The sequence below is a fragment of the Pseudomonas sp. GW821-FHT07G10 genome, from assembly GCF_059418545.1.
Window position 1 is genome coordinate 53,154 of sequence record NZ_JBWKQB010000018.1, and the last position, 18,524, is coordinate 71,677.

The following is an 18,524-nucleotide window of genomic DNA, read 5'->3' on the forward strand; positions in this document are numbered from 1 at the left end:
CCCTGTAGCAGCTGGCGAAGCCTGCGTTCGGCCGCGCAGCGGTCGTAGTTCGGTGAATGAGTTCTGACTGGAAGAACGTGGTTGCCGGTTTAACGACTGCTGCGCAGCCGAACGCAGGCTTCGCCAGCTGCTACAAAAAACACGTCGCTATTGAGGTGACAATCCCAAAAACGCCTGAATCAAGCGCAAATCCCGCCGCCGCTCCATGCAGCCAATCATGTGCCGATTGAGCAGCCCTTCGCCAATGATCGGCACGGCAGCCACCCGCGGATCATGACTGACCTCCACTGACGAGACGATGCCCACACCCAACTCGGCGGCCACGGCCTCAGTCACCGCTTCCCGACTGTCCAGCTCCAGCAGCACCCGCGGTCTGACGCTGGCCAGACCGCACGCCTCGTCAAAGGTGCGGCGGGTAATCGAACTCGGCTCACGCAGCACCATGATCACCTGATCCAGCTGTTCGATGCCGATCCCCGCAGGCGAAGCCAGCCAAGGATGATTGGCCGGCACCAACGCGCAGATCCTGGATTCGCTCAATCGTTGCAAGTGCAGCCCTTTGCGCGGCTCCACTTCGGTCAGCACCGCCACATCCGCATGTTCGGACAGCAACGCTGCGAGGGTTTCCTGCGCATTGCCCAAACGTAAATTCACGGTGATCCCCGGGTATGCCGCCCGCAGACTGGCGAGCATCGGCATGACCATGTGCGGACCGTCCGCCGCCACTTCCAGACGTCCGGTGAGCAACTGCCGATTGGCTTCAAGCATCGCCTGGGCCTCTTCGGCCAGGCCGAACATGGCTCGAGTGATCGCCGCCAGTTTGATCCCCTCCTCCGTCAGCTCCACCCGCCGTGCGGTGCGCCGTAACAAGGTGATCTGGTAATGCTCCTCCAACGCCTTGATATGCCCGGTGACCGCCGGCTGGCTGATGAACAAACGCGCAGCGGCCCGGGTGAAGCTGCCCTCTCGGGCCACGGCATCAAACGCTCTTAGCTGGAACAGGTTCATATCTATCGGCCTCACTGATGGCTTGCATAACAACAAACAATTTGATTGATGACAAGCCAAACCGCAATTTATGCCCCGTACCTTCATCCCCAAGCGTTTTTGCGAGGACATCAGCATGAGTACTGCCGAGCCAATCCTGCTCACCCCAGGCCCGTTGACCACTTCAGCCCGCACCCGTCAGGCCATGATGGTCGACTGGGGTTCATGGGATGACCGCTTCAATCAACTGACCGCCAGCCTTTGCGAACAGCTGCTGGCGATCATCGACGGTGCCGACAGCCATCACTGCGTACCCTTGCAGGGCAGCGGCACGTTTTCCGTGGAAGCGGCCATCGGCACCCTGGTGCCCCGTGACGGCAAGGTGCTGGTGCTGATCAACGGCGCTTATGGCAAACGCCTGGCGAAAATCTGTGAAGTGCTCGGCCGCTCGTTCAGTACCTTTGAAACCGCCGAAGACGAACCGACCACCGCCGCCGATGTCGATCGTCTGCTGCGGGCCGACCCCAGCATTACCCACGTCGCACTGATCCACTGTGAAACCAGCACCGGCATCCTCAACCCGCTGCCGGAAATTGCCCGGGTGATTGCCCGGCACGGCAAACGGCTGATCATCGACGCCATGAGCTCCTTCGGCGCACTGCCGATCGATGCCCGACAAGTGCCGTTCGAGGCGCTGATCGCTGCGTCCGGCAAATGCCTGGAAGGCGTGCCGGGGATGGGCTTCGTCTTTGTTCGCAAGGAGGCACTGGCCAATGCCGCCGGCAACTCGCATTCGCTGGCGATGGACCTGTTTGATCAGCACAGCTATATGGCCAAAACCGGTCAGTGGCGCTTTACCCCGCCGACCCACGTGGTCGCGGCGCTGCACGAAGCCCTGCTGCAATACAACGAAGAAGGCGGTTTGCCGGCGCGTCATCAGCGTTATGCCAATAACTGCAAAGTCCTGCTCGATGAAATGGCCAGGCTGGGCTTGCGCAGCTTCCTGCCGGCGGCGATTCAGGCGCCGATCATCATCACCTTCCACGCGCCGAAAGATCCGCGCTACCAGTTCAAGGAGTTCTACGAACGGGTCAAGGCCAAGGGCTTCATTCTCTATCCCGGCAAGCTGACCCAGGTCGAAACCTTCCGTGTCGGCTGCATCGGCCACGTCAATGAAGCCGAGATGCACGCGGCCGTGGCAGCGGTGGCGGACGTACTGCGGGAAATGGAAGTGCTGGAAATCTGATTCAACTGCCGGACGCGTCCCTGTAGGAGCGAGGCTTGCCCGCGAAACAGGCGACGCGGTCCGTCAGTTACACCCCGTTATCGTTTATCGCGGGCAAGCCTCGCTCCTACAAAGGGTTTAACGAAATGAACTACAGCAACCCAACCAAGCTTCAAGCCGCCATCCTCGACTGGGCCGGCACTGTCGTCGACTTCGGCTCGTTCGCGCCGACCCAGATCTTCGTCGAAGCCTTCGCCGAGTTCGACGTTCAGGTCTCCATCGAAGAGGCCCGTGGCCCGATGGGGATGGGCAAGTGGGACCACATCCGCACCCTGTGCGACCAGCCGCAAGTTGCCGAGCGTTATCGCAAGGTGTTCGGTCGCGCACCGACCGACGACGATGTCACCGCCATCTATAAGCGCTTCATGCCATTGCAGATCGAGAAAATCGCCGAGCACTCGGCGCTGATCCCCGGCGCTCTGGACACCATCGCCAACCTGCGTCAGCAAGGCATCAAGATCGGCTCCTGCTCCGGTTATCCGAAGCAGGTGATGGACAAAGTCGTCGAACTGGCGGCCACCAACGGCTATGTTGCTGATTATGTGGTCGCCACCGATGAAGTCCCGAACGGTCGCCCGTGGCCTGCTCAGGCACTCGCCAACGTGATCGCGCTGGGCATCGATGACGTCGCTGCCTGCGTCAAGATCGACGACACCGTCCCTGGCATTCTGGAAGGTCGTCGTGCCGGCATGTGGACCGTGGCGCTGATCTGCTCGGGTAATGCACTGGGCCTGACCTACGAGGGCTACCGCGCCTTGGGCAGTGAGGAACTGGCCAGCGAACGCAAGCGTATTCATGCGATGTTCGAAGGTTCCCGCCCGCATTACATGATCGACACCATCACCGACCTCCCGGAGGTGATCGCCGATATCAACAAGCGTCTGGCCAATGGTGAGATGCCACAAACCAACTGATCCCCGGTACGCGACACAAAAAAGCGGCAGCCCTTGATCGGGGCTGCCGCTTTTTTTGTGTCGGATAACCGTCCCAGAGTATTTATACGCCGAAGAAAAGCCTGATCTGCCTCAGGCAATCCCACAGAAACAGGATTACAGTTATAGAACTCCGTCGAGCAAGAACGGATGCTTGTGACCTGATAAGTGAGGGACACCGCATGCCCTGGACAAATACCGAGTCGCGTTACAGCACGGTGTCGATTGCATTGCATTGGTTGATGCTGGTGTTGCTGGCAGTGGTCTACGCCTGTATCGAATTTCGCGGCATATTCCCCAAGGGCAGCGGTGGTCGGACCTTGATCACGGAAGCACACTACATGCTCGGCCTGACCGTGTTCCTGCTGGTCTGGCTGCGCCTGTTCGCACGAAGCCTCGGTGTCGCGCCGAAAATCCTGCCGACGCCACCTGGCTGGCAGATGCTTGTATCCAGACTGATGCATCTGGCGCTGTATGTATTCATGATCGCCATGCCCATCCTCGGCTGGCTGATTACCAGTGCCAAGGGCAACCAGGTCATGTTCTACGGGGTGGACTTACCGTTGCTGGTTCACGAAAACAAGGCATTTGCCAAGCAGCTCCAGGGTTGGCACGAGCTGGGCGGTACTATCGGTTACTGGCTGATTGGCCTGCACGCCGTAGCCAGCTTGTATCACCACTATGTGGTGCGCGATAACACGCTGCTGCGGATGATGCCAAAACGCGGCTAATCCTTACCCATAGCCGTGAATCCCCGACGGCCCTGCAAACCGCCGGTGTGCACAAAGATCAATCGTGCTCCCTGGGCCAGGCCCCCCGCTTCGATCTGTTGTTTGAGCGCCAACAGCGCTTTGCCGGTGTACAGCGGTTCAAGCGGTATACCACTGTGCTTCTCGGTCAACTCGATGAACTCAAGCAACGCCGGATCGACCTTGGCGAAGCCGCCGCGACTGCCGTCGAACAGCTCATACACCGGATCGCATAATCCTGCTTGCCGGACTATCGTCTCGATCTGTTGAGCGACCCCATGATCATCAGGCACTGCCAACGCGCCATAGACCGGATGCGCCCCCGCCTCGGCCAGTACCAGACCGGCCAGTGTGGTCCCTGTCCCGGCGGCCAGCCACCAGGCGTCATAGTCGCTCCAGCCCAGTGCACTCAGTTGATTGCGCGCCATCTCCAGCAATCCCGCGCACCCTTGCGCGCCGCGTAAACCGCCCCCGCCTTCGGGTACTGGTTGCAAATGCGGGTATTGCACTTGCCACGGCAGCCAGAAGCCAGGCTCATGCCGCGCGCGATAGCCGCCATAACCCAGCCAATGCAGCTGCATGCCGAAGGCCTGCAAATCCAGTACGGTCGGGGTTTCTTGTGGGTGACCACGCAGCAAACCGACAGTGGGGAAACCGAAACGCTTTCCCGCCGCTGCCAGCGCGTGCAGATGATTGGAGTGAGCACCGCCCAGGCTGATGATGCCCTTGGCCCCGACTTGATCGGCTGCGGCCAGATGTTTGATCAGCTTGAACCACTTGTTGCCGCAGATCAGCGGGTCGATGAGGTCCAGACGCAGGATGGCAACCTGAATATTGGCCTGTGTCAGCCAATCCAGATGAAGGTGTTCAAGGGGCGCGCTGGGTAGCCAGTCGAAGGGACCCAGGCTCATGGCAGGAAAAGCATCGGCAACACGCTGCGTGGAAAAGACGCCAGTCTAGCAGCGAGCGCGGCCGTCGTCGTAGCAGCTGGCCAAGCCTGCGTTCGGCCGCGTAGCGGTCGTAAAACCTGAGTCCCCTATCTTGCTTCGGGAGCGCGGCGTCAGGTATTACGGCCGTGCCGGCCGAACGCAGGCTACGCCAGCTGCTACAGGGGCCGTTACAATTGCGCCGCCAATCGCGAACCCTGATTGATCGCCCGCTTGGCGTCCAGTTCAGCGGCCACGTCCGCACCACCAATCAGGTGCACGTTCTGTCCGGCCGACAGCAGGCCGTCCTGCAGCTCGCGCAACGGGTCTTGTCCTGCGCAAATCACGATGTTGTCCACCGGCAATACTTGCGGCTCGCCTGCCTCCCCGATGCGGATGTGCAGACCGGCATCGTCGATCTTCAGGTATTCGACGCTGTTGAGCATCTGCACCTGCTTGTTCTTCAGGCCCGTGCGATGAATCCAGCCAGTGGTCTTGCCCAGGCCGTCGCCGACTTTGGACTTCTTGCGTTGCAGCAGGAACACCTGACGCGCCGGTGCATGGGGCTCAGCCTTGATACCGGCGACACCACCACGTGCAGCGAGGTGGGTATCGATGCCCCACTCCTTCCAGAACGCCTCGCGGTTCTGGCTGGTGGACACACCCTGATGGACGAGAAATTCCGACACGTCGAAGCCGATACCGCCCGCACCGATCACCGCCACGTTTTTGCCGACAGGCTTGCGCTCAAGAATCACGTCCAGGTAGCTCAAGACCTTGGCATTTTCGATGCCGGGAATTGCCGGCAAACGAGGGGCGATACCGGTGGCGAGAATGATCTCGTCATAACCGCCAGCCACCAGTTGCTCGACGTCGACCCGGGTGTTCAGGCACAGCTCGACATGGCTGGTTTGCAACTTGCGTTTGAAATAGCGCAGGGTTTCAAAGAACTCCTCCTTGCCCGGCACGCGCTTGGCGATGTTGAACTGGCCACCGATCTCGCTGGCGGAATCGAACAGCGTCACCTGATGCCCACGTTCCGCCGCGACGGTAGCCGCCGACAAGCCCGCAGGCCCGGCGCCAACCACGGCGATTTTCTTGATCTGCTGCACCGGCAGGTAATTGAGTTCGGTTTCGTGGCAGGCCCGCGGGTTCACCAGACAGCTGGTCAACTTGCCACCGAAGGTGTGATCCAGGCAGGCCTGATTGCAACCGATGCAGGTGTTGATCTCGTCGCCGCGCCCGGTAGCGGCTTTGTTGACAAAGTCCGGGTCGGCAAGGAACGGCCGCGCCATCGAGACCATATCCGCGTCGCCTTCAGCGAGAATCTGCTCGGCGACTTCCGGGGTGTTGATGCGGTTGGTGGTGATCAAAGGGATCGCTACCTCACCGCGCAGCTTGGCGGTGACCTTGCTGAACGCAGCACGCGGGACTTTGGTGGCGATGGTCGGAATCCGCGCCTCATGCCAACCGATCCCGGTATTGATAATGGTCGCACCGGCCTGCTCGATAGCCTTGGCCAGCTGGACGATTTCCTCCCAAGTGCTGCCGCCTTCCACCAGATCAAGCATCGACAGGCGATAGATAATAATGAAATTCGGCCCTACGGCCTCGCGCACGCGGCGAACGATTTCCACCGGCAGACGCATGCGGTTCTCGAAGCTGCCACCCCAGCGGTCAGTACGGTGGTTGGTATGCGCCGCCAGAAACTGGTTAATGAAGTAGCCTTCAGAGCCCATGATTTCGACGCCGTCGTACTCGGCTTTTTGCGCCAGGGTCGAACAGGTGACGAAATCGCTGATTTGCTTCTCGATACCTTCCTCGTCCAGTTCTTTGGGTTTGAACGGGTTGATCGGCGCCTGGATGGCGCTTGGCGCTACCTGTTTCGGGCTGTAGGCATAACGCCCGGCGTGGAGGATCTGCATGCAGATCTTGCCGCCCGCCTCGTGTACCGCGCGGGTCACGATCTGGTGCTTTTGCGCCTCTTGCTCGGTGGTCAGTCTGGCCGCGCCCGAGTACACACCACCTTCCTCGTTCGGGCCAATGCCGCCGGTGACCATCAAACCAACGCCACCACGGGCACGTTCGGCGAAGTACGCCGCCATACGCTCAAAACCGCCGGGCTTTTCTTCCAGACCAGTGTGCATCGACCCCATCAGGGTGCGATTGCGCAACGTAGTGAAACCCAGATCCAGCGGGGCCAACAGGTGCGGGTAATGAGCGGCGGCCATCGGTAACTCCATAACGAGCAATCACGGAAAAGTGCAGGAACTCTTTGGCTCCCATCAGTTATGTTCGACAGACTAAGAGCACACCTCTCGCCGCTCAATGACCGTAACTGACAACTTATTGATCCAAATGTGCAGCGCCCCTTGGCAATCGCATGCATGGGCCCTACCCTAGTCGGCAAACCCTGTATGCGGCCGCTTACTGTTTTCCCATGCGCAAACTTCTCAGCCTCACCTTTTCCTTGGCTTTGATCGCCGCCATCACCCTCTATGCGATGTGGACCGCCGAACGCCCCGTCGGCCATTACTTGTCGGACTTGCGGATCAAGCTCGCCGTGGATCACGGTATTCGCGCCGATCGCGGCAACCTTCTGGGCATCCAGCCCGAACTGTTCCCCACCGATTATCAAAGCCCCCAGCAATTGCATCGCAAGCTTGCGGCCTATTTGCAGCAAGCCCTGGATCTAGGCTTGCTGAATGACAAAACCATCGTCGTGCTGCCGGAGCATATCGGTACCTGGCTGATGGTCAGTGGCGAAAAAGATGAGGTGTACCAAGCCTCCAGCCTTGAAGAGGCAATGAACTGGCTGGCTGTCAGTAATCCAATGGCGTTTGCACGGGCACTCATCAGCGCCACAGGCGACAGTCGTCTGGATGACGCGTACCTGCGGATGAAAGCCGACTCCATGGCCAGGGATTACCAGGCACTGTTCGGCGGGCTGGCCAGGGAATTTGGTGTAACGCTGGTGGCAGGTTCCATCGTGCTGCCTGAGCCAAGTGTCAGCGACAGCCAGCTAAAAGCCGGTCGCGGCGCGCTGTACAACAGCACGCTGGTGTTCGGCAGCGACGGCTTGCCGATCGGCCAACCCCAGCGTCAACGCAATCCGGCATTCGATGAGCGCGGTTTTATCCAGCCCGGTGCCGACAGGACAATTAACGTCATCGACACCCCGGCAGGACGCCTTGGCGTATTGATCGGCAGAGACAGCTGGTACCCCGACAATTACCGCAAACTCAATGACCAGGGCGCGCAGTTGATTGCCGTTCCGGCCTTCGTTACCGGTCGCGGCACATGGGACAAACCCTGGCGCGGGTACAAAAACATGCCGACTCCCAGCGAAACCCGCCTCAAGCCCGGAGAGCTCAGCGAAGGTGACGCCTGGCATCGCCTGACACTGACCAGCCAGCTTCCCGGCAACCACGCTATAGCCGCGGTGAGCGTGTTTTTACGTGGCCAGCTCTGGGATCAAGGCAGCGACGGCCAGAGCTTTATCAGCTGCAACGGCCAAACCCTCACCGACGGCGATGCCCGCGGTGCCCGTATGCTGAACATCTGGTTGTAACCGATGAAACCGCTACCGATGCGCCTCGGCGATCTATCTGTTGGCTTTGTCCATAGCCTTGCCGACGCCGTGCGCAGCCATGGCCTGGACCCACAGGATTTGCTCGATCAATATGGCCTCGACCCGACGCGCCTGGCCGAAGCCGGCGCAAGGCTGTCGATTCCACGTTACATGCGCCTGGGCCACGCAGCCATTCAACTGACCGCAGACCCGGCATTGGGCTTGCGCATGGGCCAGCTCAGTCGTCTCAGCCAGGCCGGCCTGGCCGGAGTCACGGCGGCCCAGGCACCGACGGTTCGGGAAGCCGCGCGCTGCCTGACCCGTTTCGAAGCCTTGTATGGCTCAAACTATCGCGGCCATTCGAGCTTCCATGAAGATGCTCAAGGCGCCTGGCTGCGGTTCTATTCCATCAGCCCCTATAACGCCTACAACCGCTTCGTGGTGGATTCGATCATTGCCGGATGGCTACAGCAGTTATCCAGCCTGAGCCCCGAACCGCTGCACGCCGAGCGCATCGACATCGAGTTCGCCGAGCCGGATTACCGTGAATGTTATGCAGTGCTGGGTGACTGCCCTATCCATTTTGGTGCTGAGCACAATCAGCTGCGTCTGAGCCAGGCCAGTCTGGCGCTGCGCAACCCTGAGCATTGCCCCAGCACCTGGCGTCTACTGATCAAGCTGTGTGAAAGGGAGCTGGAGCAACTGACTCGAACCCGCAGCCTGCGTGAGCGCATTATTCAGTTGCTGGGACCCTTGCTCAATGGTGGCCGGGAACCCGACCTGGAAGAAGTGGCGGCACGCCTGAAGCTGCCGACCTGGACCTTGCGCCGCAAGCTCGCCGAAGAAGGCACGCAATTTCGCGCCATTCTCAACGACACCCGGCGTGATCTGGCCATGACCTACATCCGCGACACCGAGCTGGCGTTCGGGGAGATTGCTTACTTGCTGGGATTTGCCTCAGCCGAAGCCTTTCAACGGGCCTTCAAACGCTGGAATGGCCAGACTCCCGGCGAATTTCGCCGAAGCCATCGCCAATCAGCCTGACGCACGCCACCACCATCACAGCTCGGTAGCGTCTTCAGCAGGTTCCAATGGATCGAGTTCAAACGCCTGATATTCGAGAAGCTCTTCCTGATAATCGTCCATTGCGACATCCTTTTTGGTTGCAGTGTAAAACCGATTGCTTAAATGACCTTCGCTCTCAGCATAAAGTGCCTTCATGACGGAAAAAATAATCCTTCATGACACTCAGACTCTTAAAAATCAAACGTAGCAGATCCCCGCGAATTTACCGCCATCCGCTGTGCAACGATTGTATTGGCATGATTGTGTTGGCCGCGCTGAAGGCCCCAGGCGATGACGGGCAGTCAGCCTGAAGTCACTTGTCGCAAGCGATCAGCCGCTACAGGATTGATATCGGCAAGGCCAATCCTGCAGCGGTCCGGGCCGGGCTTACTGAGCCGAAACCGGCAGAGCCTGAATCGGCTCTGTCGGTGCCGGCAGCGAAGCTGGATTCGCCGGTGGTGTTACGGTTTCAGCCGACGGGACTGGCGCCGCGGTTTGCTCAGGGACAATCGGTGCGGTTTTCGCTGACGGCGCCACAGGCTCTGAGACCGCTGGCGCGCTTTCTGCTGGCACAACAACTGGCGCAGGTTCTGCGGCCGGTACAACAGCGGGCGCAGGTGTTGGTGTTGGCGCTACAGCAGCAGGCGCAGGCGTTGGCGCTACAACAGCAGGCGTTGGCGTTGGCGCTACAGCAGCAGGCACGACTTTGGGCTCGGGCACCCCCAGATCGGCCTTCGGCTTCTCGGTGATATTCGCAGCCTTCTTGGCCTCAGGCGGCATGAACAGTTCAACCAGCGCAAAGAAACGCTCATAAAACTTGGCCGAAGACACTGTTTCGCTGGCGACCTTGACCATCGAATCGTCGGAGGAGCCAATTGGCATCGACACCGAACCCAATACACCGACCCCAAGACTGGCGGAGTTATTGGTCTTTTTCAGCGCATAGCGATCCTGCAAGGCATTGGCGAACATCGTTGCGTGGTGACCGGCACTGCCGTCTTCAGCACAGACAACGCTGAAGCTGATCTCCATATGCGTTTCACCGGTCTGCTGAAAGCTCTTGTGACCACTGACCAGCTTCGGATCGCTGCTGGTGATGATATAGCCCTGACTGAGCAAGGCGCGACGTGCGGCTTCGCACGTCGCGGTATCGCTCATCGGGTAGTCGCGCGAGAAGGTTCCGGAGTCAGCGAAATTTTCATGCTCATAAATGGCGGCTTTTTGCGACGAGCAACCTGCTGCGCCTGCCATCACAAGCGCCAGTACAGCAACACGCAAGTGGAATGATTTAAACATTGAAAATCCTGAGCAAAACGGTTCGAGGCGTATTGTGCAACAGATCGACGCTCATGGGCGTACCGTTTAGTGTCTTAAAAGCGTTACAAACTTACTGACCGCTATTTGCGGGAAAAAATCACGTACACAAATGATCCATGAACACCCGCAACCTGACCACCGCAGGCTTCATTACCGTCATGACAGAAGCCTTGCCGGCGGGCCTGCTGCCACGAATGAGCGAGGACCTGAGCGTTTCGCAAGCATGGGTCGGCCAGTTGGTCACGCTTTACGTCTTCGGCTCGTTACTGACGGCGATCCCCCTGACCAGCGTCAACCGGGGCTGGCGCCGTCGCCCCTTGCTGCTGATTGCGATTGGCGGCTTTTCTATCGTCAACAGTATCACAGCCTCCCTTACCGGCATCGATAACCCATACAAAGACCCCGGCCTTGCGGCCGGGGTCTTTGTTTACAACTTGTCGACTCAGTGAGGCATCAGAAGCGCTTGATGTCCGCCTGGCTTTCAAGTTGCTTGCGATAGGCCGCAAAGTCTTGCTGACCAATACGCGAAGCAAGGAAGCGACGATACTGGGCTTTCTCTTCCTCGGTAGGCGCTGCCGCTTCGTTCACGCCGTTCAGACGCACGATCACCAAGCTACCATCAGCCAGGGTCACGCTGCTGAAAGTCGGCTTGTCCTTGGCTACAGGTTTCGGCATACGGAACAGTGCTTGCAGCACCGTTGGATCGATGCCTTCCTGACCACGGGTTACGGCCCCAGTCACTTTCCAGTTCTGACCATCCACCGCTTGGGTCAACGGTGTCTTGCCATCGCGCAGACCGGCAATCAGTGTTTCAGCCTTGGCCTTGGCGGCAGCACTTGCATGCTCCTTGGCCAATTGCACGCGGATGCTGCCGGCAACGCTTTCCAGAGGCAGTTGTTCAGGCTTGCGATGCTCTTTGGCACGCAGCACCACAACAGTTTCCGGATCCAGCTCGATGGCGGTGCTGTTAGCCCCCTCATCCAGCACTTCAGGACTGAACGCTGCTTGCAAAACCGCACGGTTGGCGGCAACACCATCGCCACCTTCACGACCGAATGGCGCCGAGGTGTGAACGGTCAGTTTCAGGTCTTGAGCCGGCTGAGACAGATCGGAAGCTTCGAACGAGGAGTCCTCCAATTGCTTGGTCGCCTCGACAAAGCGCTGCTCGACCTGTTGGGTTTTCAGCTCTTTGGTCAGCTTGTCTTTCAGGCTGGCAAAGCTCGGCACTTGAGGTGCCTCAACGCCCAACAGCTTGATCAAGTGCCAACCGAAGTCAGTGCGAACCGGTGCCGAAACCTGATCCTTGTTCAAGGCGTACAAGGCCTTTTCAAAGCTTGGGTCGTAGACACCTGGACCTGCGTAACCGAGGTCACCGCCGTTAGCTGCCGAGCCCGGATCCTGCGAGAACTCTTTGGCCAACGCTTCGAAGCTTTCACCCTTGGCCAGACGTTGTTGAACTTCGTCGATTCTGGCCTTGGCTTGCGCCTCGTTCACCTTGTCATTCACTTCAATCAGAATGTGCGCCGCCCGACGTTGCTCGGAGAGGTTCGCAGTTTCTTTCTGATACTGAGCCTGCAGGTCCTCGTCCTTGACGCTGATCTGATCAAAGAAAGAGGATTTCTTCAACTCGAGGTAATCGATCACCACCTGATCAGGAGACATGAACTCCTTGGCGTGCTCGTCGTAGTAAGCCTTGATCTCATCATCGGTCAGTTTGACTGCCGCCGGGTCAGCCTTGATATTCAAGGAGGCGAAATCGCGAGTCTGTTTTTCCAGACGGGCGAAAGCCATAACCTGTGCATCGGTCACGAAACCGCTACCTGCCAGACCGGCACGCAGCTGACCGATCAGCATTTCCTGCGTCAGCATCTGACGGAATTGCAGACGGTTGTAACCCAACTGACGGATCACCTGATCGAAACGCTCGGAGCTGAACTTGCCGTCGACCAAAAACTCAGGCGTTTGCAGAATCACTTGATCCAAAGCAGCTTCGGAGAAAGCGAATTTCGAACTGTTTGCGCCCTGCAGCAACAATTTGCGATCGATCAGCCCTTTCAGAGCGGCTTCACGCAGCATCTTTTCGTCGAGCAAGGAAGCATCGAAATCCTTGCCCAGCCGTTGCATGAGCTGACGGCGTTGCATATCGACCGCCTGGCTCAGCTCATTCTGGCTGATGTCTTCGCCGTTCACCTTGGCCGCATCATTGGTATGTGTGGTGGCCTTGAAAATGGCGTCGAAACCGGTCAAAGCCATCAGTGCAACGATGACTCCAATAATGGTCTTGGCAATCCAGCCTTGTGAATTGTCCCTGATATTCTGCAGCATGCGTCCCCCATAAACGGTTGTACTTCAAATTAAGCAACCGTGGAGCGTGGGTAGAATCCGGATAGAAGAAAGGCGCATCCGAGGATGCGCCTTCTCGTAACTGGCGGAGCGGACGGGACTCGAACCCGCGACCCCCGGCGTGACAGGCCGGTATTCTAACCGACTGAACTACCGCTCCGCTGCCAAGTCAGGACTGACCCCGACCCGGATGGGTAAAGACTTTGAAGAAACTTAGTTAACAGCTTCTTTCAGTGCTTTACCGGCTTTGAAACCTGGTTTTTTGGCTGCTGCGATTTCCAGCGTCTTACCGGTCTGTGGGTTACGACCAATGCGAGCTGGACGATCGGTAACGGAGAAAGTGCCGAAACCAACCAGTACAACAGAGTCGCCAGCCTTGAGAGCGCCAGTGACGGATTCGATTACTGCGTCCAGCGCACGGCCAGCAGCAGCTTTCGGGATATCAGCGGATGCAGCGATAGCATCAATCAGTTCCGACTTGTTCACTCTAAGTCCCCTTATATCTATTTGAGTATGATTCTAAGTTTTTTGGTGAAAGCAAAAACGAGTGCTGAATGGCCTACAGACACTTAAGAGCCGCTTTATAACAAGGGCTCTAAAAAGCTGTCAAGGAAGCCCCCCAGGCTAATGCGTACTAATGCGTGCTAATTCTTTCCTTAGAGTCAGACTCGCGCTTTTCATCCTTTGCAACTATCTCGGGAGCCACATCCGGCAAGGGCTCCGGCGCGTATTGCAGCGCAATTTGCAGGACCTCGTCAATCCATTTAACTGGTTTAATCTGAAGATCTTGCTTGATATTGTCAGGAATTTCCTTCAAGTCGCGGACATTCTCTTCAGGAATGATCACGATTTTGATCCCGCCGCGATGTGCCGCCAACAGCTTTTCCTTGAGGCCGCCAATCGCCAGAACCTGACCACGCAGGGTAATTTCACCTGTCATGGCGACATCTGCACGCACCGGAATCCCGGTCAGTGCGGACACCAGAGCGGTGCACATGCCTACACCAGCGCTAGGACCGTCTTTAGGTGTAGCCCCTTCCGGCATGTGGATGTGGGTATCGCGCTTCTCGTGGAAGTCCAGAGGGATCCCCAGGCTTTTCGCACGACTGCGAACAACCGTCAGCGCCGCGGTGATCGACTCGACCATCACGTCACCCAAGGAACCGGTCTTGATCAGTTGGCCCTTGCCGGGAACCACGGCGGCTTCGATGGTCAGCAACTCACCACCCACCTGAGTCCAGGCCAGGCCTGTCACTTGCCCGATCTGATCCTGCTGTTCAGCCAGGCCGTAGCGGAATTTGCGCACGCCCAGGAAGTGCTCCAACAGCTCGGCGGTCACTTTCACCGAGAAGCGTTTTTCCAGGGAATGCTCTTTGACCGCCTTGCGGCAAACCTTGGCAATCTGACGCTCAAGCCCACGTACACCGGCTTCGCGGGTGTAGTAGCGAATGATGTCGCGGATCGCTTCGGCGTCGAATTCCAGTTCGCCTTTCTTCAAGCCGTTGGCCTGAATCTGCTTGGGCGAGAGGTATTTGACGGCGATGTTGATCTTCTCGTCCTCGGTGTAACCGGGCAGACGAATGACTTCCATCCGGTCGAGCAATGCCGCCGGGATGTTCATCGAGTTGGCGGTGCAGAGGAACATTACATCGGAAAGGTCGTAATCGACTTCCAGGTAATGGTCGTTGAAATTGTGATTCTGCTCGGGATCGAGCACCTCGAGCAAAGCCGAAGCCGGGTCACCGCGCATGTCGCTACCCATCTTGTCGATTTCATCGAGCAGGAACAGCGGGTTGCGCACGCCAACCTTTGTCATCTTTTGAATCAATCTTCCTGGCATCGAACCGATGTAAGTCCGCCGATGACCACGAATTTCCGCTTCGTCACGCACGCCGCCGAGCGCCATGCGAACAAATTTACGGTTGGTCGCATGGGCAATCGATTCAGCCAGCGAGGTTTTACCCACCCCTGGAGGACCGACCAGGCACAACACCGGGCCACGAATTTTCTTCACGCGCTTTTGCACTGCGAGGTATTCGAGGATCCGTTCTTTGACTTCTTCAAGCCCGTAATGGTCGGCATCGAGAATATCTTCAGCCCGCGCCAGGTCCAGGCGCACCTTGCTCTGGGCCTTCCACGGCACCTGAACCAGCCAGTCGAGATAAGAACGCACCACTGTCGCTTCCGCTGACATTGGCGACATTTGCTTAAGCTTGTTCAGCTCGGCCTGAGCCTTGGTCATGGCATCTTTCGGCAAACCGGCGGCATCGATGCGCTTTTTCAGCTCCTCGATTTCATTATGGCCTTCGTCGCTATCACCCAGCTCTTTCTGAATGGCCTTCATCTGCTCATTCAGGTAGTACTCGCGCTGGCTGCGCTCCATTTGCTTTTTGACGCGACCACGAATGCGTTTTTCAACTTGCAACAGATCGATCTCGGCATCCAGCAACGCCAGAACGTGCTCGACCCGGGCCGACAAATCGATGATTTCGAGAATTTCCTGCTTCTGCTCGATTTTCAGCGCCATGTGCGCCGCCATGGTATCGACCAGGCGACTCGGCTCGTCGATGCTGTTGAGGGACGACAGCACCTCGGCAGGGACTTTTTTGCCCAACTGCACATATTGCTCGAACTGAGCCAGCAAGCTGCGGACAAATACTTCCGACTCGCGCTCAGGAGCATCAACTTCGTCAATCAGCGAAACTTCGGCGCGGCAGTGGCCGTCCACTTCGCTGAAACGCTCGATCGCACCGCGTTGCTCACCTTCGACCAACACTTTGACCGTGCCATCAGGCAGCTTGAGCAGCTGCAGAACCGTTGCAATGGTACCTACGCGATAAAGTGCGTCTTCACCGGGATCGTCGTCAGCAGGGTTTCTCTGAGCCAGCAGGAGAATCTGCTTGTCGCCCGTCATCGCGGCCTCGAGGGCTTCGATAGATTTCTCGCGCCCCACGAACAGCGGGATAACCATGTGCGGATAAACCACAACATCACGCAATGGCAGGAGAGGCAATTCGATGGTTGTCTTCATGATTTCGCCTCTACGGCGGCCATAAGGCCGTAAACAGATGGGAGTAAGCTTGAAACCAAGATGGGGGCTGCCTTGAAAAAAAACAAGCTCAAAACAGTACTTAAAGCCTGTCTGTACCTGTAAGAGTAGCCGGATTGCTCGCGATGGACGTTAACGATAACGCGTGCTTTCTGAATAAACGCGCCACCCTTGAGTCCATCGCGAGCAAGCTCGGCTCCTACAGACAACAAAAGCAAAGGGGCCCGAAGGCCCCTTCTTTAAATCCAGCAGTGCGACGCTCAAGCGTCTGGCGCTGCCTTGGCTGTCGGCTCACTGTTTTCGTAGAGATACAGTGGCTTGGACTTGCCTTCTATAACGCTTTCGTCGATCACTACTTTACTCACCTCGGATTGCGAGGGGATCTCATACATAGTGTCCAGCAATACACCTTCGAGGATCGAACGCAATCCACGAGCACCGGTCTTGCGCTCAAGCGCACGCTTGGCCACCGACTTGAGAGCGTCGGTACGGAACTCAAGATCGACGCCTTCCATCTCGAACAGCTTGGCGTACTGCTTGGTCAGAGCATTTTTCGGCTCGGTGAGAATCTGCATCAAAGCAGCTTCGTCGAGCTCGTCCAGGGTTGCCAGAACCGGTAGACGACCAACGAATTCCGGGATCAGACCGAACTTGACCAAATCATCAGGCTCGACTTCACGCAGGGATTCACCAACCTTCTTACCCTCTTCCTTGCTACGCACTTCAGCGTTGAAGCCGATGCCACCACGGGTAGAACGGCTTTGAATCACCTTTTCCAGCCCGGAGAACGCACCACCGCAAATGAACAGGATGTTACGCGTATCGACCTGAAGGAACTCTTGCTGCGGATGCTTGCGACCACCTTGAGGCGGAACGGAAGCGACAGTGCCTTCGATCAATTTAAGCAGCGCCTGCTGCACGCCTTCGCCGGAAACGTCCCGGGTAATCGAAGGGTTATCAGATTTACGCGAGATCTTGTCGATCTCATCGATATAGACAATGCCCATTTGAGCTTTCTCTACGTCGTAATCGCACTTCTGCAGCAGTTTCTGAATGATGTTTTCAACATCTTCACCGACATAACCCGCCTCGGTGAGGGTGGTGGCGTCAGCGATGGTGAAAGGCACGTTCAGCAAGCGAGCCAGTGTCTCTGCAAGCAGGGTTTTACCCGAGCCTGTAGGGCCGATCAGCAAGATGTTGCTTTTGCCGAGCTCGACATCGTCATTCTTTTTGTCGCGCTGGTTGAGGCGTTTGTAGTGGTTGTACACCGCTACAGCCAAAACCTTTTTCGCACGCTCCTGACCAATCACATACTGATCAAGGATGCTGCTGATTTCTTTAGGCGAAGGCAATTTATGCGCGCTGCTTTCAGCCTGTGCTTCCTGCACCTCCTCGCGGATGATGTCATTGCACAGGTCGACGCATTCGTCGCAGATAAAGACCGAGGGGCCGGCAATCAATTTGCGTACTTCATGCTGGCTTTTGCCACAGAAGGAGCAATAGAGCAATTTGCCGTTGTCCTCGCCGTTGCGGGTGTCAGTCATTCGATCGATCCAAATCCGATAGGCTTGCAACACAAGATGAAGGCAATTGCAGGCTTTTTCAAGCCCGCAGGTGGCCAGTTAACCCAACCACCTACATTTGAGCTGCTTAGGCAGGCATTTGACGCTTCGTGATCACGGAGTCGATCAGGCCATATTCGGCCGCACGTTCCGCGCCCATGAAGTTATCACGTTCGGTATCACGCTCGACGGTTTCGAGGCTTTGCCCGGTGTGATGGGCCAGCAACGAGTTCAAGCGATGACGAATAGAGAGGATTTCCTTGGCATGGATGTCGATATCCGACGCTTGCCCCTGGAAGCCGCCCAACGGCTGGTGAATCATCATGCGCGAGTTAGGCAGGCAGTGACGCTTGCCCGCAGCGCCACCGGCGAGCAGGAAAGCACCCATGCTGCAGGCCTGGCCGATGCAGATGGTCGAAACGTCAGGTTTGATGAATTGCATGGTGTCGTAGATCGACATGCCCGCAGTCACCGAACCGCCTGGTGAGTTGATGTAAAGATGGATGTCCTTGTCCGGGTTTTCCGCTTCAAGGAACAGCAGTTGCGCCGCAACCAGGTTGGCCATGTAGTCTTCTACCGGACCAATCAGGAAAATCACCCGCTCCTTGAGAAGGCGCGAGTAGATGTCGTAGGCACGTTCGCCACGGGCAGACTGCTCGATAACCATCGGGACCAGGCCGCCTGCGGCCTGGATGTCAGAGCTCTGCTGATAATAAGAATTGCGGGACATGTCCGGCA

Annotated in this window: 15 protein-coding genes, 1 tRNA gene and 1 pseudogene; 6 read left to right on the plus strand and 11 right to left on the minus strand. The window is 57.7% G+C overall.

Going from position 1 to position 18,524, the window contains the following annotated elements; translation table 11 throughout:
* Positions 1 to 147: 147 nt before the first annotated feature.
* Positions 148 to 1,008 (minus strand): LysR substrate-binding domain-containing protein, encoded by an 861-nt coding sequence (locus AC07O1_RS19520; RefSeq protein WP_495089806.1) that lies wholly within the window; start codon positions 1,006 to 1,008, stop codon positions 148 to 150.
* A 115-nt stretch (positions 1,009 to 1,123) separates the two neighbouring features.
* Here AC07O1_RS19520 and AC07O1_RS19525 point away from each other — a divergent pair, with 115 nt between their 5' ends.
* The 3 genes from AC07O1_RS19525 to AC07O1_RS19535 all read left to right on the plus strand — a co-directional run bounded on the left by AC07O1_RS19525 (position 1,124) and on the right by AC07O1_RS19535 (position 3,935).
* Positions 1,124 to 2,233 carry a 2-aminoethylphosphonate--pyruvate transaminase gene (locus AC07O1_RS19525; protein ID WP_495089807.1) on the plus strand — a complete coding sequence of 370 codons (1,110 nt, stop codon included), beginning with the start codon at positions 1,124 to 1,126 and terminating at the stop codon, positions 2,231 to 2,233.
* A 125-nt stretch (positions 2,234 to 2,358) separates the two neighbouring features.
* Positions 2,359 to 3,186, plus strand: coding sequence for a phosphonoacetaldehyde hydrolase (phnX, locus tag AC07O1_RS19530; RefSeq protein WP_495089808.1), 828 nt, complete (start codon positions 2,359 to 2,361; stop codon positions 3,184 to 3,186).
* Positions 3,187 to 3,386: 200 nt separating this feature from the next.
* Entirely contained in the window at positions 3,387 to 3,935 is a 549-nt protein-coding gene (locus tag AC07O1_RS19535) for a cytochrome b (RefSeq protein WP_494994102.1), read from the plus strand.
* Here AC07O1_RS19535 and AC07O1_RS19540 read toward each other — a convergent pair.
* Positions 3,932 to 4,864, minus strand: a complete 933-nt coding sequence (locus tag AC07O1_RS19540) for a 1-aminocyclopropane-1-carboxylate deaminase/D-cysteine desulfhydrase (RefSeq protein WP_495089809.1) — start codon at positions 4,862 to 4,864, stop codon at positions 3,932 to 3,934. The two genes, AC07O1_RS19535 and AC07O1_RS19540, sit on opposite strands and share 4 nt — an antisense overlap.
* Positions 4,865 to 5,070: 206 nt before the next feature.
* Entirely contained in the window at positions 5,071 to 7,110 is a 2,040-nt protein-coding gene (locus tag AC07O1_RS19545; RefSeq protein ID WP_495089810.1) for an oxidoreductase, read from the minus strand.
* Between the two features lie 209 nt (positions 7,111 to 7,319).
* Here AC07O1_RS19545 and AC07O1_RS19550 point away from each other — a divergent pair, with 209 nt between their 5' ends.
* Both AC07O1_RS19550 and AC07O1_RS19555 read left to right on the plus strand, forming a co-directional pair.
* On the plus strand, positions 7,320 to 8,450 hold the full coding sequence (locus AC07O1_RS19550) for a carbon-nitrogen hydrolase family protein (protein WP_495089811.1): 1,131 nt from the start codon (positions 7,320 to 7,322) through the stop codon (positions 8,448 to 8,450).
* Between the two features lie 3 nt (positions 8,451 to 8,453).
* Positions 8,454 to 9,494, plus strand: coding sequence for an AraC family transcriptional regulator (locus AC07O1_RS19555; protein WP_495089812.1), 1,041 nt, complete (start codon positions 8,454 to 8,456; stop codon positions 9,492 to 9,494).
* 15 nt (positions 9,495 to 9,509) lie between these two features.
* Here the strand turns inward: AC07O1_RS19555 and AC07O1_RS19560 are convergent, their stop codons facing one another.
* Together AC07O1_RS19560 and AC07O1_RS19565 are read right to left on the minus strand one after the other, a co-directional pair.
* On the minus strand, positions 9,510 to 9,671 hold the full coding sequence (locus AC07O1_RS19560; protein ID WP_494994107.1) for a hypothetical protein: 162 nt from the start codon (positions 9,669 to 9,671) through the stop codon (positions 9,510 to 9,512).
* Between the two features lie 231 nt (positions 9,672 to 9,902).
* Complete coding sequence (locus AC07O1_RS19565; protein WP_495089813.1) at positions 9,903 to 10,811, minus strand: DUF2242 domain-containing protein; 909 nt, start codon at positions 10,809 to 10,811, stop codon at positions 9,903 to 9,905.
* A 152-nt stretch (positions 10,812 to 10,963) separates the two neighbouring features.
* Between AC07O1_RS19565 and AC07O1_RS19570 the strand changes: the two are divergent.
* Positions 10,964 to 11,200: pseudogene (locus AC07O1_RS19570) on the plus strand (MFS transporter); the annotation flags it as partial.
* Between the two features lie 85 nt (positions 11,201 to 11,285).
* Here AC07O1_RS19570 and AC07O1_RS19575 read toward each other — a convergent pair.
* From AC07O1_RS19575 to clpP, 6 genes are all read right to left on the minus strand, one after another.
* The gene (locus tag AC07O1_RS19575) at positions 11,286 to 13,157 is read right to left on the minus strand and encodes a SurA N-terminal domain-containing protein (RefSeq protein WP_495089814.1); all 1,872 of its coding nucleotides are present in this window, start codon (positions 13,155 to 13,157) and stop codon (positions 11,286 to 11,288) included.
* Positions 13,158 to 13,258: 101 nt separating this feature from the next.
* Positions 13,259 to 13,335 (minus strand) — tRNA-Asp (locus AC07O1_RS19580).
* Between the two features lie 53 nt (positions 13,336 to 13,388).
* Positions 13,389 to 13,661: an HU family DNA-binding protein gene (locus AC07O1_RS19585; protein ID WP_002552737.1), complete on the minus strand. Its 273-nt coding sequence runs from the start codon at positions 13,659 to 13,661 to the stop codon at positions 13,389 to 13,391.
* A gap of 148 nt (positions 13,662 to 13,809) precedes the next feature.
* Entirely contained in the window at positions 13,810 to 16,206 is a 2,397-nt protein-coding gene (lon, locus tag AC07O1_RS19590) for an endopeptidase La (protein WP_494994110.1), read from the minus strand.
* 278 nt (positions 16,207 to 16,484) lie between these two features.
* Entirely contained in the window at positions 16,485 to 17,768 is a 1,284-nt protein-coding gene (gene clpX, locus AC07O1_RS19595) for an ATP-dependent Clp protease ATP-binding subunit ClpX (RefSeq protein WP_494994111.1), read from the minus strand.
* A 106-nt stretch (positions 17,769 to 17,874) separates the two neighbouring features.
* Positions 17,875 to 18,516 (minus strand): ATP-dependent Clp endopeptidase proteolytic subunit ClpP, encoded by a 642-nt coding sequence (gene clpP, locus AC07O1_RS19600; protein ID WP_489072213.1) that lies wholly within the window; start codon positions 18,514 to 18,516, stop codon positions 17,875 to 17,877.
* Positions 18,517 to 18,524 lie beyond the last annotated feature (8 nt).